At 66.0% G+C, this 17,841-nt stretch carries 19 protein-coding genes; 9 read left to right on the top strand and 10 right to left on the bottom strand.

Annotation, left to right across the window (positions count from 1 at the left end):
* Window positions 1-143: 143 nt before the first annotated feature.
* Complete coding sequence (locus M2650_RS14110; protein WP_249475596.1) at window positions 144-1,796, bottom strand: tetratricopeptide repeat protein; 1,653 nt, start codon at window positions 1,794-1,796, stop codon at window positions 144-146.
* 261 nt (window positions 1,797-2,057) lie between these two features.
* On the opposite strand from M2650_RS14110, the gene frmR reads away from it, so the two are divergent.
* The 4 genes from frmR (at window position 2,058) to fghA (ending at window position 5,105) form a co-directional block, all read left to right on the top strand.
* Entirely contained in the window at window positions 2,058-2,330 is a 273-nt protein-coding gene (gene frmR / locus M2650_RS14105; protein WP_249475594.1) for a formaldehyde-responsive transcriptional repressor FrmR, read from the top strand.
* Between the two features lie 35 nt (window positions 2,331-2,365).
* The gene (locus M2650_RS14100) at window positions 2,366-3,475 is read left to right on the top strand and encodes an S-(hydroxymethyl)glutathione dehydrogenase/class III alcohol dehydrogenase (RefSeq protein ID WP_249475591.1); all 1,110 of its coding nucleotides are present in this window, start codon (window positions 2,366-2,368) and stop codon (window positions 3,473-3,475) included.
* A gap of 83 nt (window positions 3,476-3,558) precedes the next feature.
* Window positions 3,559-4,134, top strand: coding sequence for an S-(hydroxymethyl)glutathione synthase (gfa, locus tag M2650_RS14095; RefSeq protein ID WP_249475590.1), 576 nt, complete (start codon window positions 3,559-3,561; stop codon window positions 4,132-4,134).
* A 140-nt stretch (window positions 4,135-4,274) separates the two neighbouring features.
* Window positions 4,275-5,105: an S-formylglutathione hydrolase gene (gene fghA / locus M2650_RS14090; RefSeq protein WP_249475588.1), complete on the top strand. Its 831-nt coding sequence runs from the start codon at window positions 4,275-4,277 to the stop codon at window positions 5,103-5,105.
* Between the two features lie 905 nt (window positions 5,106-6,010).
* On the opposite strand, the gene M2650_RS14085 is transcribed toward fghA, so the two are convergent.
* From M2650_RS14085 to M2650_RS14050, 8 genes are all read right to left on the bottom strand, one after another.
* Complete coding sequence (locus M2650_RS14085; protein WP_249475587.1) at window positions 6,011-6,766, bottom strand: tetratricopeptide repeat protein; 756 nt, start codon at window positions 6,764-6,766, stop codon at window positions 6,011-6,013.
* A 52-nt stretch (window positions 6,767-6,818) separates the two neighbouring features.
* Complete coding sequence (locus M2650_RS14080; protein ID WP_249475585.1) at window positions 6,819-7,520, bottom strand: adenine nucleotide alpha hydrolase; 702 nt, start codon at window positions 7,518-7,520, stop codon at window positions 6,819-6,821.
* Window positions 7,521-7,584: 64 nt separating this feature from the next.
* Window positions 7,585-7,926, bottom strand: coding sequence for a hypothetical protein (locus M2650_RS14075; RefSeq protein ID WP_249475583.1), 342 nt, complete (start codon window positions 7,924-7,926; stop codon window positions 7,585-7,587).
* Window positions 7,927-7,985: 59 nt separating this feature from the next.
* Window positions 7,986-8,930 carry a DegV family protein gene (locus M2650_RS14070; protein ID WP_249475582.1) on the bottom strand — a complete coding sequence of 315 codons (945 nt, stop codon included), beginning with the start codon at window positions 8,928-8,930 and terminating at the stop codon, window positions 7,986-7,988.
* A 78-nt stretch (window positions 8,931-9,008) separates the two neighbouring features.
* Complete coding sequence (locus M2650_RS14065; RefSeq protein ID WP_249475581.1) at window positions 9,009-9,629, bottom strand: 2-hydroxychromene-2-carboxylate isomerase; 621 nt, start codon at window positions 9,627-9,629, stop codon at window positions 9,009-9,011.
* A gap of 19 nt (window positions 9,630-9,648) precedes the next feature.
* Window positions 9,649-10,041, bottom strand: coding sequence for a DUF1761 domain-containing protein (locus M2650_RS14060; protein ID WP_249475579.1), 393 nt, complete (start codon window positions 10,039-10,041; stop codon window positions 9,649-9,651).
* 81 nt (window positions 10,042-10,122) lie between these two features.
* Window positions 10,123-11,412: an amidohydrolase family protein gene (locus tag M2650_RS14055; protein ID WP_249475578.1), complete on the bottom strand. Its 1,290-nt coding sequence runs from the start codon at window positions 11,410-11,412 to the stop codon at window positions 10,123-10,125.
* Between the two features lie 116 nt (window positions 11,413-11,528).
* Complete coding sequence (locus tag M2650_RS14050; protein ID WP_249475575.1) at window positions 11,529-12,938, bottom strand: amidohydrolase; 1,410 nt, start codon at window positions 12,936-12,938, stop codon at window positions 11,529-11,531.
* A gap of 108 nt (window positions 12,939-13,046) precedes the next feature.
* On the opposite strand from M2650_RS14050, the gene M2650_RS14045 reads away from it, so the two are divergent.
* The 4 genes from M2650_RS14045 to M2650_RS14030 all read left to right on the top strand — a co-directional run bounded on the left by M2650_RS14045 (window position 13,047) and on the right by M2650_RS14030 (window position 15,693).
* Complete coding sequence (locus tag M2650_RS14045; RefSeq protein ID WP_249475573.1) at window positions 13,047-13,823, top strand: AMP nucleosidase; 777 nt, start codon at window positions 13,047-13,049, stop codon at window positions 13,821-13,823.
* Window positions 13,824-13,826: 3 nt separating this feature from the next.
* Complete coding sequence (locus tag M2650_RS14040; protein ID WP_249475571.1) at window positions 13,827-14,372, top strand: GNAT family N-acetyltransferase; 546 nt, start codon at window positions 13,827-13,829, stop codon at window positions 14,370-14,372.
* 121 nt (window positions 14,373-14,493) lie between these two features.
* On the top strand, window positions 14,494-14,907 hold the full coding sequence (locus M2650_RS14035) for a GFA family protein (protein ID WP_249475570.1): 414 nt from the start codon (window positions 14,494-14,496) through the stop codon (window positions 14,905-14,907).
* A gap of 243 nt (window positions 14,908-15,150) precedes the next feature.
* Entirely contained in the window at window positions 15,151-15,693 is a 543-nt protein-coding gene (locus M2650_RS14030; protein WP_249475569.1) for a DUF924 family protein, read from the top strand.
* Window positions 15,694-15,794: 101 nt separating this feature from the next.
* Here M2650_RS14030 and grxD read toward each other — a convergent pair whose 3' ends face one another.
* Window positions 15,795-16,724, bottom strand: a complete 930-nt coding sequence (gene grxD, locus M2650_RS14025; protein ID WP_249475568.1) for a Grx4 family monothiol glutaredoxin — start codon at window positions 16,722-16,724, stop codon at window positions 15,795-15,797.
* A 245-nt stretch (window positions 16,725-16,969) separates the two neighbouring features.
* Between grxD and M2650_RS14020 the strand changes: the two genes are divergently transcribed.
* Complete coding sequence (locus M2650_RS14020; RefSeq protein ID WP_249475566.1) at window positions 16,970-17,755, top strand: polysaccharide deacetylase family protein; 786 nt, start codon at window positions 16,970-16,972, stop codon at window positions 17,753-17,755.
* The last annotated feature ends 86 nt before the right edge of the window (window positions 17,756-17,841 follow it).

The raw sequence follows: 17,841 nt of genomic DNA, 5'->3' as shown, positions 1-17,841 counted from the left end.
GCGCCGCTTTATGGAGCCCAGCTTAAAGGACGCGTGAGCACGCTCCCCAGACGTTATCGCCGCAATCTGCGATTCCGCGCGCCCTCACCCAACCCTCTCCCATTAAATGGGAGAGGGCTAAAAGCAAAGCTCTAAAAGATCGCTTACAGCCGCGACGCCGTCAACGGCGTATCCGCCCACTGCCACGCATCTTTGTAGCGGCGCTCGTTCTGCTTAGCCGATTTGACGTCTCCGAGCTTGCGCTGCGCTTTCGCCAATCCGTACAGTGACCAGCCGTTCTTCGGGTACGTAACCAGGTCTTGTTGATAGACCGCTCTGGCTTCGCCTGCGCGGCCGGCGTCCAGCAACGCTGCGCCCAGATACGGCCGCACCGGCAGCGGCCAGTCCGCCGGTTCGTTGTAGGCCAGGGCGTCTTCGGCTTTCGCCGCATCGCGCAGACGGGCGACGCCGGTCTTGCGCTGGCCCTTGAGCATGGCCAACTCGCCCTGCAGCAAAGGCGCCGCGACGGCCAGCACGGCGTCCGCATGGTTGTTCGCACCCAGCAACACGTCCTTCATCGCGGGATCGGCGGCGATCTTCTGCAATGCATCCAGTTCTTCCTGCGCCCGCTGCTTTTCGCCGCCGCGTACATAGGCCATGCCGCGCGCGAAGTGCCAGATGCCGCGTGGATAGGGCAGATCCGCGGGCGGCGACGCCTGCGCGAGGATTTCCTTCCATTGCCCGAATCGCACCTGGGTGAGCAACGGCGTCACCAGGAACTGCTGCATGAAGCTGAGCGATTCCAGCTGCTTCATGTCCGCGCGCCGCGCCGTCTGCGCCGCAGCGTTCAACGCCAGCTCGCGCGAGCCGTGCAGCGACGCGGTCATCGTCGCGAAATGCCAGTTGTGCGGCACGTAACCGAGCGGATACATGCCGTTGGTGCCGCCGCAGACCGCCAGGAACGCGGCGTCGGCCGTGGTCGCGGAGAAATTGGTCAGCGTGGCGTCGTGATAGCGGCCGGTACGGATATAGATGTGCGCCGGCATATGCACCAGATGCCCGGAACCCGGCGCCAGCTCGGCCAGCGCGTCCGCGTACGGTTCGGCGCGCTGCGGCGTGCGCGAAGCTTCGACCGCATGGATGTAGTAATGCATCGCGCCGATATGTTTCGGGTTGCGCTTGAGCACGCGTTCGAGCTCGGCGACCAAGGTCTTGGTTTGGCCGGTGGGCTTGCCCGCGGCGTCCCAGTACACCCAGGGCGACAGATCCATCAACGATTCCGCATACAACGTGGCGGCGTCGTCGTCTTCGGGGAAGCGACGCACCACGTCGGCCATGGCGTCGGCGTAGGTCTTGTCCAGCGTCTTACGATCCGCCTGCGGGGAATCGGAATAGCGTTTGGCGAGCGCCTCGATCAGGGCACGATCGGCGGGGTTGCGCGCCGCGTCGGCCAGCAGATGCGCTTCCGCGGCCAGGCGCGCGGCCGGCTGCGCGGCTTCGGGCGGCATCGGCATGTTGATATTGGGGCCGAGCACCAGCGCCTGGCCCCAGAGGCACATCGCGCAATCGGGATCCAGCCGCGCCGCTTCGGCGAACGCACGGCCGGCCGCTTCATGGTTGAAGCCATAGGCCAGGCGCAGGCCCTGATCGAAGTAGCGCTGCGCTTCCGGGACCTTGGTGCCGATGTCGCGATGCAGGTCGCCGAAATTATCGAACAACGGCGGTGGTTCGGCGGCGGCCGCGGTTTTGCGCGACTCGGGGGCCTGGCAGGTCGCCAGCGCGAGGACGGTGAGGAGGGCAAGCAAAACACGGGCCATGTCGATCTCTGCCTTTCGTTTGTCCCCCCTGTTGGAACAACGACGTTTATGGCATCGGCAGGACAGGTGCGGCCACGTCCATACGCCTGCACGTCGCACTAACGAAAGTCGGCGATATACTATCCCCCAGTATATGGCTTTTTGTAGGAGCGGCTCCAGCCGCGAGCTCTTTCCGCAAGACGCGGTGATCTGGTCGCAAGAGCTCGCGGCTGGAGCCGCTCCTACAAAAAGCTGCAGGAAAGATCGACGCTTGGAGCCGAAATGCCGCATACCCCGCAGGAGAAAAAACGCGCATTGACCCGCGTGCGGCGCATCCGCGGCCAGGCCGAAGCGCTAGAGCGCGCGCTGGAGCAGGGCGCCGACTGCGGACCGGTATTGCAGCAACTGGCCGCGATCCGCGGTGCGGTCAACGGCCTGATGTCGGAAGTGCTGGAAAGCCATCTGCGCGAGGAATTCGGGCATGCCAAGCCCGGCGCGCGCGCCGGCGCCAGCATCGATCAGGCGATCTCGCTGGTCCGTTCCTATTTGAAATGACCCATCTTTGAAATGACACGTCTCCGGAGAGTTCCATGAAATCACGCGCCGCCGTCGCCTTCGAAGCCGGCAAGCCCTTGCAGATCGTCGAAATCGACGTCGCGCCGCCGAAAGCGGGCGAAGTGCTCATCAAGATCCATGCCACCGGCGTCTGCCACACCGATGCGTTCACGCTCAGCGGCGACGATCCCGAAGGCCTCTTCCCGTCCGTGCTGGGCCATGAAGGCGGCGGCGTGGTCGTCGAAGTCGGCGAAGGCGTCACCAGCGTCAAGCCGGGCGACCACGTGATCCCGCTGTACACGGCCGAATGCCGAAAGTGCAAGTTTTGCCTGTCCGGCAAGACCAACCTGTGCCAGGCGGTGCGCGCCACGCAGGGCAAAGGGCTGATGCCCGACGGCACCACGCGCTTCTCGTACAACGGCCAGCCGATCTACCACTACATGGGCTGCAGCACCTTCAGCGAATACACGGTCGTCGCCGAAGTGTCGGTGGCCAAGATAGATGCGGCCGCGCCGTTGGAAAAGGTGTGCCTGCTCGGTTGCGGCGTCACCACCGGCATCGGCGCGACGCGCAACGCCGCGCGCGTGCAGGCCGGCGACAGCGTGGCCGTGTTCGGTCTGGGCGGCATCGGCCTGGCGGTGATCCAGGGCGCGAAGCAGGCCAAGGCTGGGCGGATCGTGGCGGTCGACACCAATCCGGGCAAGTTCGAACTCGCCAAATCGATGGGCGCGACCGACTGCGTCAACCCGAAGGACCACGCCAAGCCGATCCAGGAAGTGATCGTCGACATGACCGACGGCGGCGTGGATTGGAGCTTCGAATGCATCGGCAACGTCAACGTGATGCGCGCCGCGCTGGAGTGCTGCCACAAGGGCTGGGGCGAGAGCGTCATCATCGGCGTGGCCGGCGCCGGCCAGGAAATCAGCACGCGGCCGTTCCAACTGGTCACCGGCCGCGTCTGGCGCGGCACTGCGTTCGGCGGCGTCAAGGGACGTACGCAATTGCCGGGCATGGTGGAGCAAGCGATGAAGGGCGAGATCGATCTCGATCCTTTCATCACCCACAACCTGCCGCTGGAAAGCATCAACGAAGCCTTCGACCTGATGCACGAGGGCAAATCGATCCGCACCGTCATCCATTTCTGAAAATCGGCGCTCCGGCAGGAGTTTTTGAACAGGGACAGGCGCGCGGCCGATCCGCGCATGCGAACGATCCAACGGAGGACACGATGAGCGCAGTGTCGATTCATCCATCGGTGGACAACGGCATCAAGCCGGGCACCGATAATTTCGCCGGCGGCACCCTGCAGTGCCATTGCGCGGCGGACAAGGTCGAGGTGAAAGTGGACGCTCAGACCGCGCACAACCACGCCTGCGGCTGCAGCAAATGCTGGAAGCCGGAGGGCGCGGTCTTCTCGGTCGTCGCGGTGGTGCCGCGCGACAAGGTTGGTGTGACCGCGCACGAGGAAAAGCTGAAGATCGTCGACGACAAAGCGGCGATCCAGCGCCACGCCTGCCGGGGTTGCGGCGTGCACATGTACGGCCGCATCGAGAACAAGGACCATCCGTTCTACGGCCTGGACTTCATCCACACCGAACTGTCGCCGCAGACCGGCTGGTCGGCGCCGGGGTTCGCGGCGTTCGTGTCTTCGATCATCGAGACCGGCACGCCGCCGGCGAAGATGGACGGCATCCGTGCGCGCCTGCGCGAGATCGGGCTGGAACCTTACGACTGCCTGTCGCCGGCGTTGATGGATGCGATCTCCGCGCACGTCGCCAAGGCTAAAGGCACGTTGTCGGTTTGAAGGGTTTTTTCGACACGGATAAGATCGGATAAAGAAATTAAAAAATTAGGGAATTATTTCTCGGCTTATTGAGTAAGTTTCGCTTTGATCCGTTTTTTTCTCTCTGATCCGTGTCAAGAAGCCTGCAGCAAGGAGCATCCATGGAACGCGTCGAACAACACGCCTGCTTCGGCGGCATGCAGGAAGTCTGGAAGCATCGCTCCGAGGCCCTCGGATGCGAGATGAAGTTCGCGGTCTATCTGCCGCCGCAGGCCGGGCGCGGACAGCTGCCGGTGCTGTACTGGCTGTCGGGCCTGACCTGCAGCGAGCAGAATTTCATCGTCAAGACCGGCGCGCAGCGTTATGCGGCCGAGCACGGCGTGATCCTGGTCGCGCCGGACACCAGCCCGCGTGGCGAAGAAGTCGCCGACGATCCGTCTTGGGATCTGGGCCAGGGCGCCGGTTTCTACGTCAACGCCACGCAGGAGCCGTGGTCGCGGCATTACCGCATGTACGACTATGTGGTCGACGAGTTGCCGCAAGTGATCGAAAGGAACTTCCCGGCCAGCGACCGGCGTGCGGTCAGCGGCCATTCGATGGGCGGGCATGGCGCGCTGATCGTGGCGCTGAAGAATCCGGGCCGTTACCGCAGCGTGTCGGCGTTCTCGCCGATCGTGGCGCCATCGCAGGTGCCGTGGGGCCGGAAAGCGTTCGCCGCGTATCTCGGCGACGACCGCCAGGCTTGGCGCCAGTGGGACGCCGCCGCGCTGATCGCGCAAGCGCAGGAGAGGTTGCCGTTGCTGATCGATCAGGGCGAGGCGGACGAATTCATGATGCAGCAGTTGTGGCCGGAATTGCTGCGCACCGCCTGCGAGGCGGCCGGCCATCCGATCGACTTGCGCATGCAACCGGGTTACGACCACAGCTATTACTTCATCGCCAGCTTCATCGGCGAGCACGTCGCCTATCACGCTGCCGCGATGCGCGACTGACTTTTCGCTTCCAGCGAGCGCTTCTGTTTTCAACCGCCATCCAGCGCGCCGGGATCCAGCGCCTTGCCCCGCTGCTCTTGCTTTTCGTAGGTGCGAATTCATTCGCACGCTTTTCGGCGTAGCAAGAGCGTGCGAATGAATTCGCACCTACATTTGTAGAGAGGAGCTTGCTCCGCTGCCTGGGCTTGTGGGTGCTGGCGACCTGCCGGCCTTTCAGGCCGGGGTTTCGCCCGCTAAAACCGCGGCCGAGTTACTTTCTTTTTGTGGGGCCCAAAAAGAGAAGTAACCAAAGAAAAAGGGCCTTTGGAAGGTATCCCGGCGATGGGGTTACCTCGTGTTCTTGGCCACCGCTCGCCAGCGCTCGGGATTCCTCCGTCGCTTCGACATTCAGATCCGAGGCGATCGATCAGAACGACTCCTTAGCGCAACTCCGCAAAAGCCACGTCACCCATAGGCTACGAATCAAAATCTAGTACCTGCGTAAGAAGGTCACCCACGACGAAAGCCGGGCCGCTGGCGGACTTTCAGGTGCGAGGCATCGCACCGCAGTTCAGGCCCTTTCTTGGGTTACTTTCTTTGGGCCAGCAAAGAAAGTGACCCGGCGCAGCCGGAAGCCTTTGTCCATGGCGCGAGTCGCAGCGCGACCGGCGAGGACGGGGGCCTGGATCCCGGCCTTCGCCGGGATGACGGCTGAAGGGGCAAGCGCCAGAGCAACATGGGTCCCAGCGTTCGCTGGGATGAGGGCTTAAGAGCGAACGGCCTAAGGGCAAGAGCAGCGGAGCAAGCTCCGCTCTATAAGAGCATGTGGCGGGTCTTTCCGATCGCGCGTTTTGAAAGAGGGGAGACAAGCGAAGTCTCCGAGTCCCGCCTCGCGGAGATGACGGCTTAGGAAGGCAAGCGCGGGTTCAGGCGGGCGCGAGGGATTTCTGCAAGCGCTGCAGACGGCCTATCCATTCCTTGTTGATCGTCCTCGCATACGCCGGCAACCGCCTGGATTCGCGCAGAGAGCGCTCGCACAGCTCGAGGGCGCGGTCGCGTTCGCCCCGGTCGGCGAGAATTTCGGCATAGCGCGCCCGCGGCTCGTAACCGGCGTAGTAGCCGATGAGCGTCTCGAACTCCTCGTCGGTCTGCTTGCGGTCGCCCAGCGCCGCGACGGCGCGCGCATAGATCAGATGGCCTTCCGGCGAACGGAAATCCGGCCGCTTCTTGATCAGCTCGTCCAGCAATTCGCGCGCCTGCGCGGCATGGCCGGCTTCCAAGTAAGCCTTGGCCAGACCGACCTGGATATCCGGATCGTCCTTGTGCACGCTACGCAAGGCGGCTTGGTAATGCGGTATCGCTTCCGAAGCGCGGCCGGCGGCCACGAAGGCCTCGGCCAGGCGCATGCGGTTCTGCGAATTGGCGGAAGTTTCGACGGCTTCCAGCGCTTCGCGCAATTCGCGGCTCGGGTCGAGCGCGCGCTGCACGCCGCCGACCAGTCGCCGGCCATGGCGGCTGTAGCGCATCTCCGGCAGCCAGATGCTGACGGCATAGACCAAGCTGCCGATGCCGGGAAACGCGAACAACACGAACAGCCAGTAGCGTTCCTGACCGCTGCGTACCGCGTGCACGGCGAAAAACGCCGCGATGATCACATGAAGGCCTATCCCCGCGATCGGCATGTGCGTACCCCTGGCTGCGCGGCGATAGTGTGCCGCGTCGCTTCGCGGGCCGCTACCTCGGGTCCGGGGCCAGGTCCTCGAGCAGGAAATCGGTGAAGGCGAAGCGGCCATCCCGCAACGTCGTATCGCCGCGTTCGACCGAGATAGCGCGGGAGAACATCGGTCCGGCCCGGACGCAGGTGTGGAACTCGCCGTTCTCGCCGCAGGGGTCGCAGTCCGGCGGCAGGTCGCGCAGCAGGTCCGCATCGAAATCGCGGCCCGCGAAGGCCGCATCGAGCTGTTGCGTATCCACGCAGCACAACGAGGCGCGCAAGCCGCCGGCGATCATGTCGCGCGCCAGGCGGGGCGTGCCGGCGCCGAACAGCGGCGTCATCACTTGCCAGCCCACGGCCGCGCAGCGTTGCTCGCGATAGGCGCGGATGTCTTCGAGGAACAAGTCGCCGAACGCGGCCGTACGCAAATCCGGCCAGCGCGCATTGGCTTGCGCGAGCGCCTGCGACATCGCCGCCTCGTAGCGGGCGTTGTCGCAGGCCAGCGGGATTTGCGCTTCGATCAGCGGCAAGCCCGTCGCGGCCGCCTGCGCGTGCAGCACGTCGCGGCGGATGCCCTGCATGGAGACGCGCTGGTATTCGGCGGTCAGCGTGGTCAGCAGCGCGACCACTTCCACGTCGTCGCGCTGGCGCAGCGCGTGCAGCGTCCATGCGGCATCTTTGCCGCCGCTCCAGGACAGCAGGACGAGGGTGCGTTGCGTCATCGATGCGGCGGTTTCAGCGCGGGAACCGCATTCTACGCGGCGGCGATATCGCGCCGGGGATGCGCTACGCGGCCGACACGTCCCTCAATTCCCAAGCGCTGCCGGCCAGCAAGCGCAGCCGGTGCTTGAACACGCTGCCCGGGATCGAGGTGGTCGCGATCAGGTCGACATGCAGGTCGTCCTGCTGGCCGGTGACGGCGGCGGCGGGATCGGTGGCGCCGAGCGCGGGATCGACGCCGTCCGGGTCGTCCTGCGCGGCGCGCCAGCGTTCGAACAGTCCGTCGCTGCGCAGCGCGTCCTGCAATTCGGCGGCCAAACCTTCGGCGCTGTTCGAGGTGAACGAAAATTCCTTGCCGCCGCGCGCTTTTGCGGGATCGGGCAGGCTGATGTAGTAACGGGCGGCCATGGCGCAGCTCCATATCGGTTGCCGCCAATCTAACCAATGCGCGTTAGCGCGGCGTTACGTCAGTCTTCGAACCGATGCGGTTCGGCGGCGAAGCCGACGACCACCGCGCCCTTGCCGACGTTGACCATGCCGGTCAGGCTCATCACGCTCTCGAAAACCTCGACGTTCTGGTCGGCGCAGATCTCGCGCAACGGCGCGTAGCCCGGCAGCGCGCGCATCTCGTCCAGCTCGCCGCCGTAGCATAGCGTCAACGTCGGCGTCATCAGGCCGGCGCGGACACGGCGTCCGGCGAACTCGAACATCTTCTGCGCGGCGGGCTCGAAGCCCTTGATCTTGGCGACCGGGCCGGTGTCGCCGCGGTAGCCGTGCAGCACCGGCTTGATGTCCAGCGCGGTGCCCAGCGCGGCGCTGAACAGGCTCACGCTGCGGTCGCCCTTCATCCGCGCGCGGGTGCGGATGTAATACAGGTCGCGCGGGATCAGGTAGCCGTGCGTGTGCAGCGCCAGGTGCTCCAGGCGCGCGCGGATCTTGGCCGCGCCTTCGCCGGCGGCGCGCAGGCGCACCGCTTCCACCGGCAGGATGCCCTGCGCGCTGAACAGGTTCTGGGTGTCGATGACGCGCAGCGCGAACGGCGTGGCATTGCCGGTCGCGGCGCGGATCGCGCGGTATTCGTTGAGGATGGCGAAGCTGGCCTGCTGCGCGTTGTCGTAGATCGGGCTGCGGGTGCGGGTGATGGTCATGCAGAACACGTAGTCGTAATCGATGATGAGCCGCTGCAGGAACAGGTCGCGGATCTGTTCGACGGTGAACGGCACGGTCTCGGCGTTGGCGCCGCGCTCGGCGACGTGCGAATGCAGGAAGTCCAATGTGGCGCGCTGGTCGCGGTAGTCGATCTGCTCGGCGTCGTCGATCCGCACCGTGATCGGCAGGATGGCGATGTCGTTGCTGTCGAGGAAATCTTTCGGCAGATCGCAGGCCGAGTCGACGACGAGTCCGATGCGCATACAGGGGTCCCCGGGAAGTGTGACCAACCTAGCAGAAATCGCCGCGCCGCCGGTGTTGCGGCGCGGCGGAACCCCGGATCAGATCCGGCGCACGCCGACCGGCAGGCGTTCGACCCGGCGCATCTCCGGGTCGTCGAGCAGGGCCGGGTCGGCGATCGCTTCCAGCGCGAAGTCGTGGACGTCGTTGCCCCAGAACAGCGTGTCGCCGACCGCCAACGTCGGCACGCCGAACACGCCCGCTGCCAGGGCGGCGTCGGTGTTGGCGCGCAAGGCGTTCTTGACCGCATCGCTGGCCAAGGATTCCGGCGCCACGCCCAGCCGTCGCATCACCGGTTCCAGCGCCTGGGCGGTGTCGCCCGCCTGGCCCTGTGCCCAGATCCATTCGTAGATCGCATCGATGGTTTCGGGCGTGCTGCCCGCGGCGATGCACAGCCGCAGCGCCGGGATCGGGTTGAACGGATGCGCGGGCGGCGCGCGCAGCGGGATGCCTTCGCGGCGGGCCTGCCACAGCACGTGACGGTAGGTGAATTCGCGCTTGCCGGGGATCTCGGCCGGACCTTTCTGGCCGTGCGCGTTCAAGATGGCCGCGAACAGCACCGGCACCGGTTCGACCGCGCGTTCGGCCATCAACCCCCGCACTTTCTGCCAGTGCAGATAGGCGAAGGGCGAGATGAAATCGAAGTACCAGGCGACGCGCATGCGGCTCCTAAATGTTCGGTCAATGCCAAAGGCCGAGAATCAGCCCGTACAAGGTGAACTGCAGCGTGTGGTAACCGCCGTCGATCAGCCACAGCTTCAACGAACGGCCCGCGAACAGGTAATTGATGCCGAAACTGGCCGCGACCCAGCACAACCCGGCCGCCGCGCCCGCGCCCACCGCGAAGCCCAGCGCCGGCTGTGGCCCGAGGAACACCGCGAACACCGCCGCCGCGATCAGGCTCAGCACGAAGGCGCCGCCGAAAACCCGGGCCGGATGGCCGTTCGGCTTGTCCGGATCGACCCCGGCCTCGCGACACCATGCGTTCTTGAACAAAGGCCCGTACCACAACCCGCCCAAAACGAAAGCCGATACGGCCGCCACCAGTACCGCCCACAGATTCACATTTGCCATCGCCGCCTCCGAAGTCCCCTCTCCTCGCGGGAGTCTACGGCTTAGCATGCGCTCCGCGTCGGAAAAAAGTCCCTTGCGGCGTCAACGCACGGCGGCGGGATAGGCCCTGGGCAAGCCGCCGGACTCGGCCGGCGCGTCGGTGCGCAGATAGCGGTCGCGCAGCTCGGTTTGGCGGCTGCGCATCGGAATCGCCCGGCCGCCCAGCCACACCTGTTGCGCGACGGTGCTGACTTCCAGCGGGTCGCCGTTCCACAACACCAGATCGGCGATCTTGCCGGGCGCGATGCTGCCGAGCCGATCGCCGACGCCCAGCGTTTCCGCCGGCACGCGGGTCAGGCCGGCCAAGCCGTCTTCCCAGGGCAGGCCGTTGGCCACGGCATTGCCAGCCAGCTGGCGCATCTTGCGCGCCAGGTGCGAATCGCCGAGGGTGAAGGCGACCGCGACGCCGGCGGCGCGCAATTTCGCCGCGTTTTCCAGGGTGGCGTTGATCTGGTCGAAGTCGGACGGGAGGTTGCTGAGCGGATTGACGAACACCGGCACCTGCGCTGCCGCGAGTTGCGGCGCCAGCTTCCACGCCTCGGCGCCGCCGGAAATGGCGATGCGCACGTTGTGGCGCTTGGACCAGCGCAGCAGTTGGCGGATGTCCGAGGCGCGATTGACGCCGACGACCACGCGTCCGCCGCCGCCGAGATAGCGCGCCAGCGTGCTGCGTCCTGCGGGCGTCAGCAGCGCCATGTGCGCGCCAACCGGAATGCGGCCGCGCGTTTCGTCGATCAACTGGTCGAGCAGCATCCATTGCGCCGCGCGCGAACTGCCGGTGAGGCCGGCGCCGTCGCTGCCCAATTGCACGAACAGCACGCGCGGGCCGAGCGGATCGGCGCTGCCGTCCAGCCGCATCACCGCGCCCTGGCCGCCGACGATCGACCCGCCGGCGGTGCTGCCGGCGCCGAGCAAGGTGAAGCCGACGCCCTCCACGCGCGCGACCGGCAGCAATACCGAGTCCGGGTTGTAGGCCAGGGTCACGTCGAACTCGGGCCGCACCACCATGTCCTTGGCGTTCTCGCCGAGCGCAAGCGAACTGTCGGTAGTAGCGTCTTCGCCGGACACCTCGTCGATGCCGATTTCGGAGATGCCGCCGAACAGCGCGGGCGTCAGCGGACGGCCTTGCGCATCGATCGCCTGCACGCCGCCGGCCTGCAGGTTGCTGCCGACCGCGGCGATCTTGCCGCCGCGGACCAGCACGTCGGTGTTTTGCAGCGTGCCGCGGGTGGTGGCGGTGTGGACCGTCGCGTTGCGGATCAGCAGGTCTTGGGCTGCGGATGGCATCGCGAACAACAACACGGCCGCGGCGAATACTCCTCTACCCGTCATCCCGGCGAAAGCCGGGATCCAGGCGGGCGCCTGCGTCGCTGCAGCGGGTTGCGTCCTTCCGTCCCTGGATTCCGGCTTTCGCCGGAATGACGGAGTGGGTGAGATACGGGACCCGGTCATAGCGCACCTCCCGTCATCGCATCGTCCTGCCCCAACATGAAATCCGATTTCGGCTGCCGCGAAGGATCCGCGCGGTCGTAAACGCGCGCGCCGTCCACGTACACCTGCTCGGCGTGCGCGTACACGCTGAAGGGATTGCCGTTCCACAACACCACGTCGCCCATCTTGCCCGGCTCCAAAGTGCCGGTCTTGTCGAGGATGCCCATGGCCTTGGCCGGATTTGCGGTCAGCCACGCGATGGCGTGCTCGGGCGCGATGTCGATGCCGGCGCGCTTCGCATTCGCCATCGCCTTGGCCGCTTCTTGGTTCAGGCGCTGGATGCCCTCGTCGGAATCCGAATGCACGATCGCGCAGCCGTTCTTGGGCCGGTCGACCAGGGCGATGTTCTCCTGGATGCCGTCGAAGGCTTCCATCTTGAAGCCCCACCAGTCCGCCCACAGCGCGCCGCAGATGTTCTGGGCCGCCAGCTTGTCGGCGATCTTGTAGGCCTCCACGCCGTGGTGGAAAGCGGAGATCTTGAAGCCGAACTCCTTGGCCAGGTCGATCATCGTCGCCATCTCGTCGGCGCGGTAGCAGTGGATGTGCACCTTGATGTCGCCGTTGATGGCGCCGGCCAGCGTATCCAGCTTCAGGTCGCGCTTGCCGCCTTCATCCTTGTCGCTGTCGGATTTGCCTTTGCCGTCGGGCTTGTTCTTCTTCAAATATTCGGCCGCGTCGATGAACGCGGCGCGGTAGCCGGCCACATTGGCCATCCGCGTCGCCGGGCCGCCTTTCTGGCCGTAGACGCGCTTGGGATTCTCGCCGCAGGCCATTTTCAGGCCCCACGGCGCGCCGGGGAATTTCATGCCCTGGTAGGTCGTCGCCGGCACGTTCTTCAGCGTCACGCCGCGGCCGCCGATCAGGTTCGCCGAACCGGGCAGGATCTGCAGCGTGGTGATGCCGCCGGCCATCGCGGTCAGGAACCCGGGATCCTGCGGCCAGACCGAATGTTCGGCCCATACGTTCGGCGTCACCGGCCCGGTCATTTCGTTGCCGTCGCCGTGCGCGCTCATGCCCGGGCTGGGATAGACGCCCAGGTGCGAGTGGACGTCGATCAGGCCCGGCGTCACCCACTTGCCGCGGCCGTCGACGCGGGTGGCGTCGGCGGGCACGGACAGGCCGTTGCCGATCGCTTCGACTTTGCCGTCGCGCAGCAGCACGTCGGCGCCCTCCAGCCGCTCGCCGGTGCCGGTCAGGACCGTGGCGCCGGAAATCAATACCGGCGGCGATGCGATCGGCCGATAAGTGCTGGCGTAGGGATCGTCGGTGAAGCGCGGTTTGGCGGCGTCCGTCTTCTGGGTGGAGGCGGTGTGCGCGCAGCCGACCAGCAGGACGGCGCCTAACGCGGCGATGAGCGGTTTGAGCATGTCGTTCCCCCGGGAGCGAACCCCCACCGTAGCCCGGGCCGACACCCGCTGCCAACCGTGTCGATGGTCATGCCGGGCGTGACAAAATGGCGCAGAACGGAGACGCGCATGAAAGAAAAAGAACAGATCGTCGACAACTGGCTGCCGCGCTACACCGGCGTGCCGCTGGACGGCTTCGGCGAGCACATCCTGCTGACCAATTTCGGCGGCTATCTGGGCCATTTCAGCCGCCTGACCGGCGCGGAAGTGGTCGGCATCGACCGGCCCATGCCCAGCGCCACCGCCGACGGCATCACCATGATCAATTTCGGCATGGGCAGCCCGAACGCGGCGACGATGATGGACCTGCTGTCGGCGATCTCGCCCAAGGCGGTGCTGTTCCTGGGCAAGTGCGGCGGCTTGAAGAAGAAGAACGCGCTCGGCGACCTGATCCTGCCGATCGCGGCGATCCGCGGCGAAGGCACCAGCAACGACTACCTGCCGCCGGAAGTGCCGGCGCTGCCCGCATTCGCGCTGCAGCGCGCGGTGTCGACCATGATCCGCGACCTGGGCCACGACTATTGGACCGGCACCGTCTACACCACTAACCGCCGCGTCTGGGAGCACGACGACACGTTCAAGGAATACCTGCGCCGGCTGCGCTGCATGGCCATCGATATGGAAACAGCGACCGTGTTCGCCGCCGGTTTCGCCAACCGCATCCCTTGCGGCGCGCTGCTGCTGGTGTCGGATCAGCCGATGATCCCCGACGGCGTCAAGACCGAAGCCTCGGATGCGAAAGTCAGCGCCGAGTACGTCGAAAGGCATATCCAGATCGGCATCGAGGCGCTGCGGCTGATCCGGCGGCACGGCAAGTCCGTGCGGCATCTGCGTTTCGACGAGTAAACGATGGCCGGCGCATCGGAAACCATCGGGATCCGCCGCTGCGGCGCGGGAGACGCCGAGCGGTTGGCGCTAGTGGCTGCAGCGACGTTTCTTGAAACTTATGCCGGCGTGATCGAATGCGACGACATCCTCGCCCATTGCGCGCACCAGAATGCGCCGGGGCGTTACGCCGCATGGTTGGCCGATGAACGCCACGTTTTCTGGCTGGCCGAGGCGCAGTCCGGCGGTGCGCCCGTCGGGTTTTCGATGCTGTCGCCGCCGGATCTGCCGAGCGTGGCCACCTACGACGGCGACCTGGAACTCAAGCGCATCTATCTGCTGCACCGCTTCCATGGCGGCGGCCATGGCGCAACCTTGATGCAGGCGGCGATCGGCGAGGCCCGCGCGAGAGGCGCGCGCCGGTTGCTGCTGGGTGTCTATGCCGAGAACGCGCGGGCGTTGGCCTTCTACAAGCGCAACGGCTTCGTGCCGATCGGTGAGCGGCGGTTCCGCGTCGGCGGCGCCGAATACCACGATCTCGTCCTGGCTTTGGATCTCATCGCCTCGTAGCCCGGGTGGAGCGAAGCGATACCCGGGGCTTTCGATCTCGCACGAAAGAGCCCCGGGTATCGCTTCGCTCCACCCGGGCTACGGGTATGCTTTGCATCCCATCGACAAGCGAGTCCCTGACATGGCGATCGAGACCTATGCCGGCAGCTGCCATTGCGGCAATGTACGTTTCGAAGTCGATTTGGACTTGGCCGAAGGCGGCGGCAAGTGCAACTGCTCGATGTGCAGCAAGGTCCGCAATTGGAGCGCCAGCGTCAAGCCGGACGCGTTCCGCCTGCTGAGCGGCGCCGATGCGGTGACCGACTACCAGTTCGGCACTAACAGCATGCATTGGCCGTTCTGCAAGACCTGCGGCGTGCGCGCCTACGGCCACGGCGATATCCCGGAAGTGGGCGGCGCGTTCTATTCGGTGCAACTGGCGTCGCTGGACGGCGTGGCGGCGGAAGCGCTGGCCGGGATGCCCATGCGCTATGCCAACGGCCGCGACAACGATTGGTGGCATGAGCCTAGCGAGCACGAGAAGCGTTATCTGTAGTGTTTTTAAGCCGTCATTCGCGCGAAGGCGGGGTTTTCAACAACCGCAGGTTGGTCATCCAGTGACTTCAAGGCCTCTCCAGATCGCGACGAGGCGAACTGCAAGCCCGCGCGCCCTCACCCAACCCTCTCCCGCATGCGGGAGAGGGCTAAAGCCAAGTCGCTGGATGACCAGCCATTCGGCTGTTGAAAGCCCCGCCTTCGCGGGAATGACGGCTTAAAAAAGTCCAAGACGGAGCAATCCATGAACGTCTCACCCATAGACATCGTCGGTTTCTGGCGCGATGCCGGTTACCAGAAATGGTTCACGCGCAACGACGATTTCGACGCCGAGTTGCGGCGCCGATTCGAAGCCGCGCATTACGCCGCCGCGCGTCGGGAACTCGAAAGTTGGATGGATAACGCAGATAGTGCGTTAGCGCTGATCATCCTGCTCGACCAATACCCGCGCAATTGCTTCCGCCGCAGCGGCCATGCCTATGCGACCGATTCCCTGGCGCGCCACTACGCGGCGCGCGCGGTCGACGCCGGTTTCGATGCGCAAGTCGACCCGGTGTTGCGTGTGTTCTTCTACCTGCCTTTCGAGCATTCTGAGAACATGGCCGACCAGGAACGCTCGGTCGAACTGACGCGCGCGCTGGACGGGGAGTTCATGAAGTACGCGCTGGCGCACCGCGATGCGATCGCGCGTTTCGGGCGTTTCCCGCACCGCAACCGCGAATTGGGGCGGACCAACACGCCCGAGGAGCAGGCCTACCTCGATGCCGGCGGCGGTTTCGCCGGCTGATCTGCTCTTCGTAGGAGCGGCTTTAGCCGCCAGCTTTTCACGATCGGGCGGAAGATCAAGAGCTCGCGGCTAAAGCCGCTCCTAAGAAGAGCGAAGCGGACTCAGTAGCGCGGCAGCGCCGGATCCACGTCGTTGGCCCAGGCATCGATGCCGCCTTCGATGTTGTAGACCTCGCCGAAACCCAGGCCGCGGAAATGTTCCGCCGCCTGCGCGCTGCGGCCGCCGTGATGGCAGAGGAAGGCGAGCGCGGTGCTTTTCGGCAGAGCGCGCAGGCGGTCCAGCCCGTCGCCATCGAGGGTCTCGAACGTCGCGGCGACCGCCGCCTGCGCGCGTTCGTCCGGCGGGCGCACATCGACCAGCACCAACGTGCCGGCCGCGATGCGCGCATGGGCTTCTGCGGGCGACAGGCCGCGCACCGGCGCCGGTGCGTTCGGGTTGTCGATCACCAGGCCGCGGCCGCGCGCGTCGTCGGCCCAATCGATGGTCAAGCCCTGCGCGCGGCGCGCGCCGGCCAGGTCGAACTGCACGCGTACGCCTTCGGCCTGCGCGGTGATCGCGTTCGGATCGTCCTGGGCCAGTTGCAGGCGGGTGCGGAAATTCTTGTCGATGTCCAGGCGCACGACGACTTCGCCGCCGGCATCGTCGATCGCATCGCGCAGCATCTTGGCCGCTGCCGGGGTGATGTTGATGGTCGGCGGCGTGCGGTCCGGCGGCGGCAGGCCGAGCGCGCCGTGCAATTCGCCGCTGTTGGCCATCTGCTCGATGATGTCGCTGCCGCCGACCAGCTGGCCGTCGATGTACAGCTGGGGGATGGTCGGCCATTCGCCGTACGTCTTGATGCCTTCGCGGATGTCGCCGTCGGCCAGCACGTCGCTATGCGTGTAGTCGACGCCGAGCGCATCCAGCGCGGCTACCGCCTTGGCCGAAAAGCCGCACTGCGGCGCGGCCGGCGAGCCTTTCATGAACAGCACGACGCGATTGGATTGCAGCAGGGCTTCGATGCGCTGGCGCAGGGCGGGTTCGAGGGCCATCGTGGCGGTCCTGCTTGGGGGGAATGCGTATTTTACGCTTCTGCTCCCTCTCCCGCTTGCGGGAGAGGGCCGGGGGTGAGGGCGCGCGACACAGCAGATCGCGGCACGCGCAACAATTCCGGTGTCTCTGAAGTAGCGATGCAATAAGCCGCTCGCGAGGCGATTTGATCGCCCGCGCGCCCTCATCCTAGCCCTCTCCCGCAAGCGGGAGAGGGAACGGTCGGCATTGATGGCATCATCCGCTTATGCAAATCCACCGTCCCCCGCGCCACCCGCACGTTTGGTGGGCGTTGCTCGTCGTCTCGCAGCTGATCGTGATCGCGATCTGGTGGCGCTACGGCTGGCGCATCGGCCTGCCGGCGATGCTGGCCTCGCACCTGCCGTTCGTGTGGGGCACGTTGTGGCCTCAGTCGCGCTTGTTCGGGCCGGCGTTGATCCGCTTGCCGACCGACGAGCGGTGCGTGTGGCTGACCATCGACGACGGCCCGTCCGACGACACGCTCGGCTTGCTGGACGTGCTGGATGCGCACGGCGCGAAGGCGACTTTCTTCCTGGTCGGCGAACGCGCCGCGGCCCGGCCCGAGCTGGTGCGCGAGATCGCGCGACGCGGGCACGGCATCGGCAACCACAGCGCCACACATCCGTCGGCCTGGTTCTGGGCATTGGGCCCGCGCCGGATGCGCGCGGAAATCCAAGGCTGCCAGACGATCCTGCAGGGCATCACCGGCACGGCGCCGCGCTGGTTCCGGGCCGTGGTCGGCATGGCCAATCCGTTCGTGGCCGCGCCGCTGCGCGATTTTGGTCTGGCGCGCGCGGCCTGGGGCGCGCGCGGTTTCGATGCGGTACGCCACGACATCGAAGGCGTGGTGGCGACGATCGAGCGCGATCTGGCGCCCGGAACGATCGTGCTGTTGCACGAGGGCGCGCGGCACGGCCGCAGCGTCGAGACGATCGCCGCCTTGCTGCAGCGGATGCAGGCGCAGGGTTATGCGACGGTGCTGCCGGAAGACCTGGAAGGCAGCCCTGTCTGAAACGGCCGCCGGCGGCCGATATTGCACCGCAGCGTGCAGCATCGATTTTCAGGTGACTACGCTGCCGGCGCCGAAGTGGCGGTTCT

Source organism: Luteimonas galliterrae, assembly GCF_023374055.1.
GTDB lineage: Bacteria > Pseudomonadota > Gammaproteobacteria > Xanthomonadales > Xanthomonadaceae > Luteimonas_C > Luteimonas_C galliterrae.
The sequence above is the reverse complement of the archived record's forward strand: the minus strand, read 5'-3'. Positions and strand labels throughout refer to the sequence as shown.

Bases quoted from the DNA above. Each gene is read 5' to 3' on its own strand.
- M2650_RS14110 (WP_249475596.1), bottom strand. From the start codon at position 1,796: ATGGCCCGTGTTTTGCTTGCCCTCCTCACCGTCCTCGCGCTGGCGACC.
- frmR (WP_249475594.1), top strand. From the start codon at position 2,058: ATGCCGCATACCCCGCAGGAGAAAAAACGCGCATTGACCCGCGTGCGG.
- M2650_RS14100 (WP_249475591.1), top strand. From the start codon at position 2,366: ATGAAATCACGCGCCGCCGTCGCCTTCGAAGCCGGCAAGCCCTTGCAG.
- gfa (WP_249475590.1), top strand. From the start codon at position 3,559: ATGAGCGCAGTGTCGATTCATCCATCGGTGGACAACGGCATCAAGCCG.
- fghA (WP_249475588.1), top strand. From the start codon at position 4,275: ATGGAACGCGTCGAACAACACGCCTGCTTCGGCGGCATGCAGGAAGTC.
- M2650_RS14085 (WP_249475587.1), bottom strand. From the start codon at position 6,766: ATGCCGATCGCGGGGATAGGCCTTCATGTGATCATCGCGGCGTTTTTC.
- M2650_RS14080 (WP_249475585.1), bottom strand. From the start codon at position 7,520: ATGACGCAACGCACCCTCGTCCTGCTGTCCTGGAGCGGCGGCAAAGAT.
- M2650_RS14075 (WP_249475583.1), bottom strand. From the start codon at position 7,926: ATGGCCGCCCGTTACTACATCAGCCTGCCCGATCCCGCAAAAGCGCGC.
- M2650_RS14070 (WP_249475582.1), bottom strand. From the start codon at position 8,930: ATGCGCATCGGACTCGTCGTCGACTCGGCCTGCGATCTGCCGAAAGAT.
- M2650_RS14065 (WP_249475581.1), bottom strand. From the start codon at position 9,629: ATGCGCGTCGCCTGGTACTTCGATTTCATCTCGCCCTTCGCCTATCTG.
- M2650_RS14060 (WP_249475579.1), bottom strand. From the start codon at position 10,041: ATGGCAAATGTGAATCTGTGGGCGGTACTGGTGGCGGCCGTATCGGCT.
- M2650_RS14055 (WP_249475578.1), bottom strand. From the start codon at position 11,412: ATGACGGGTAGAGGAGTATTCGCCGCGGCCGTGTTGTTGTTCGCGATG.
- M2650_RS14050 (WP_249475575.1), bottom strand. From the start codon at position 12,938: ATGCTCAAACCGCTCATCGCCGCGTTAGGCGCCGTCCTGCTGGTCGGC.
- M2650_RS14045 (WP_249475573.1), top strand. From the start codon at position 13,047: ATGAAAGAAAAAGAACAGATCGTCGACAACTGGCTGCCGCGCTACACC.
- M2650_RS14040 (WP_249475571.1), top strand. From the start codon at position 13,827: ATGGCCGGCGCATCGGAAACCATCGGGATCCGCCGCTGCGGCGCGGGA.
- M2650_RS14035 (WP_249475570.1), top strand. From the start codon at position 14,494: ATGGCGATCGAGACCTATGCCGGCAGCTGCCATTGCGGCAATGTACGT.
- M2650_RS14030 (WP_249475569.1), top strand. From the start codon at position 15,151: ATGAACGTCTCACCCATAGACATCGTCGGTTTCTGGCGCGATGCCGGT.
- grxD (WP_249475568.1), bottom strand. From the start codon at position 16,724: ATGGCCCTCGAACCCGCCCTGCGCCAGCGCATCGAAGCCCTGCTGCAA.
- M2650_RS14020 (WP_249475566.1), top strand. From the start codon at position 16,970: ATGCAAATCCACCGTCCCCCGCGCCACCCGCACGTTTGGTGGGCGTTG.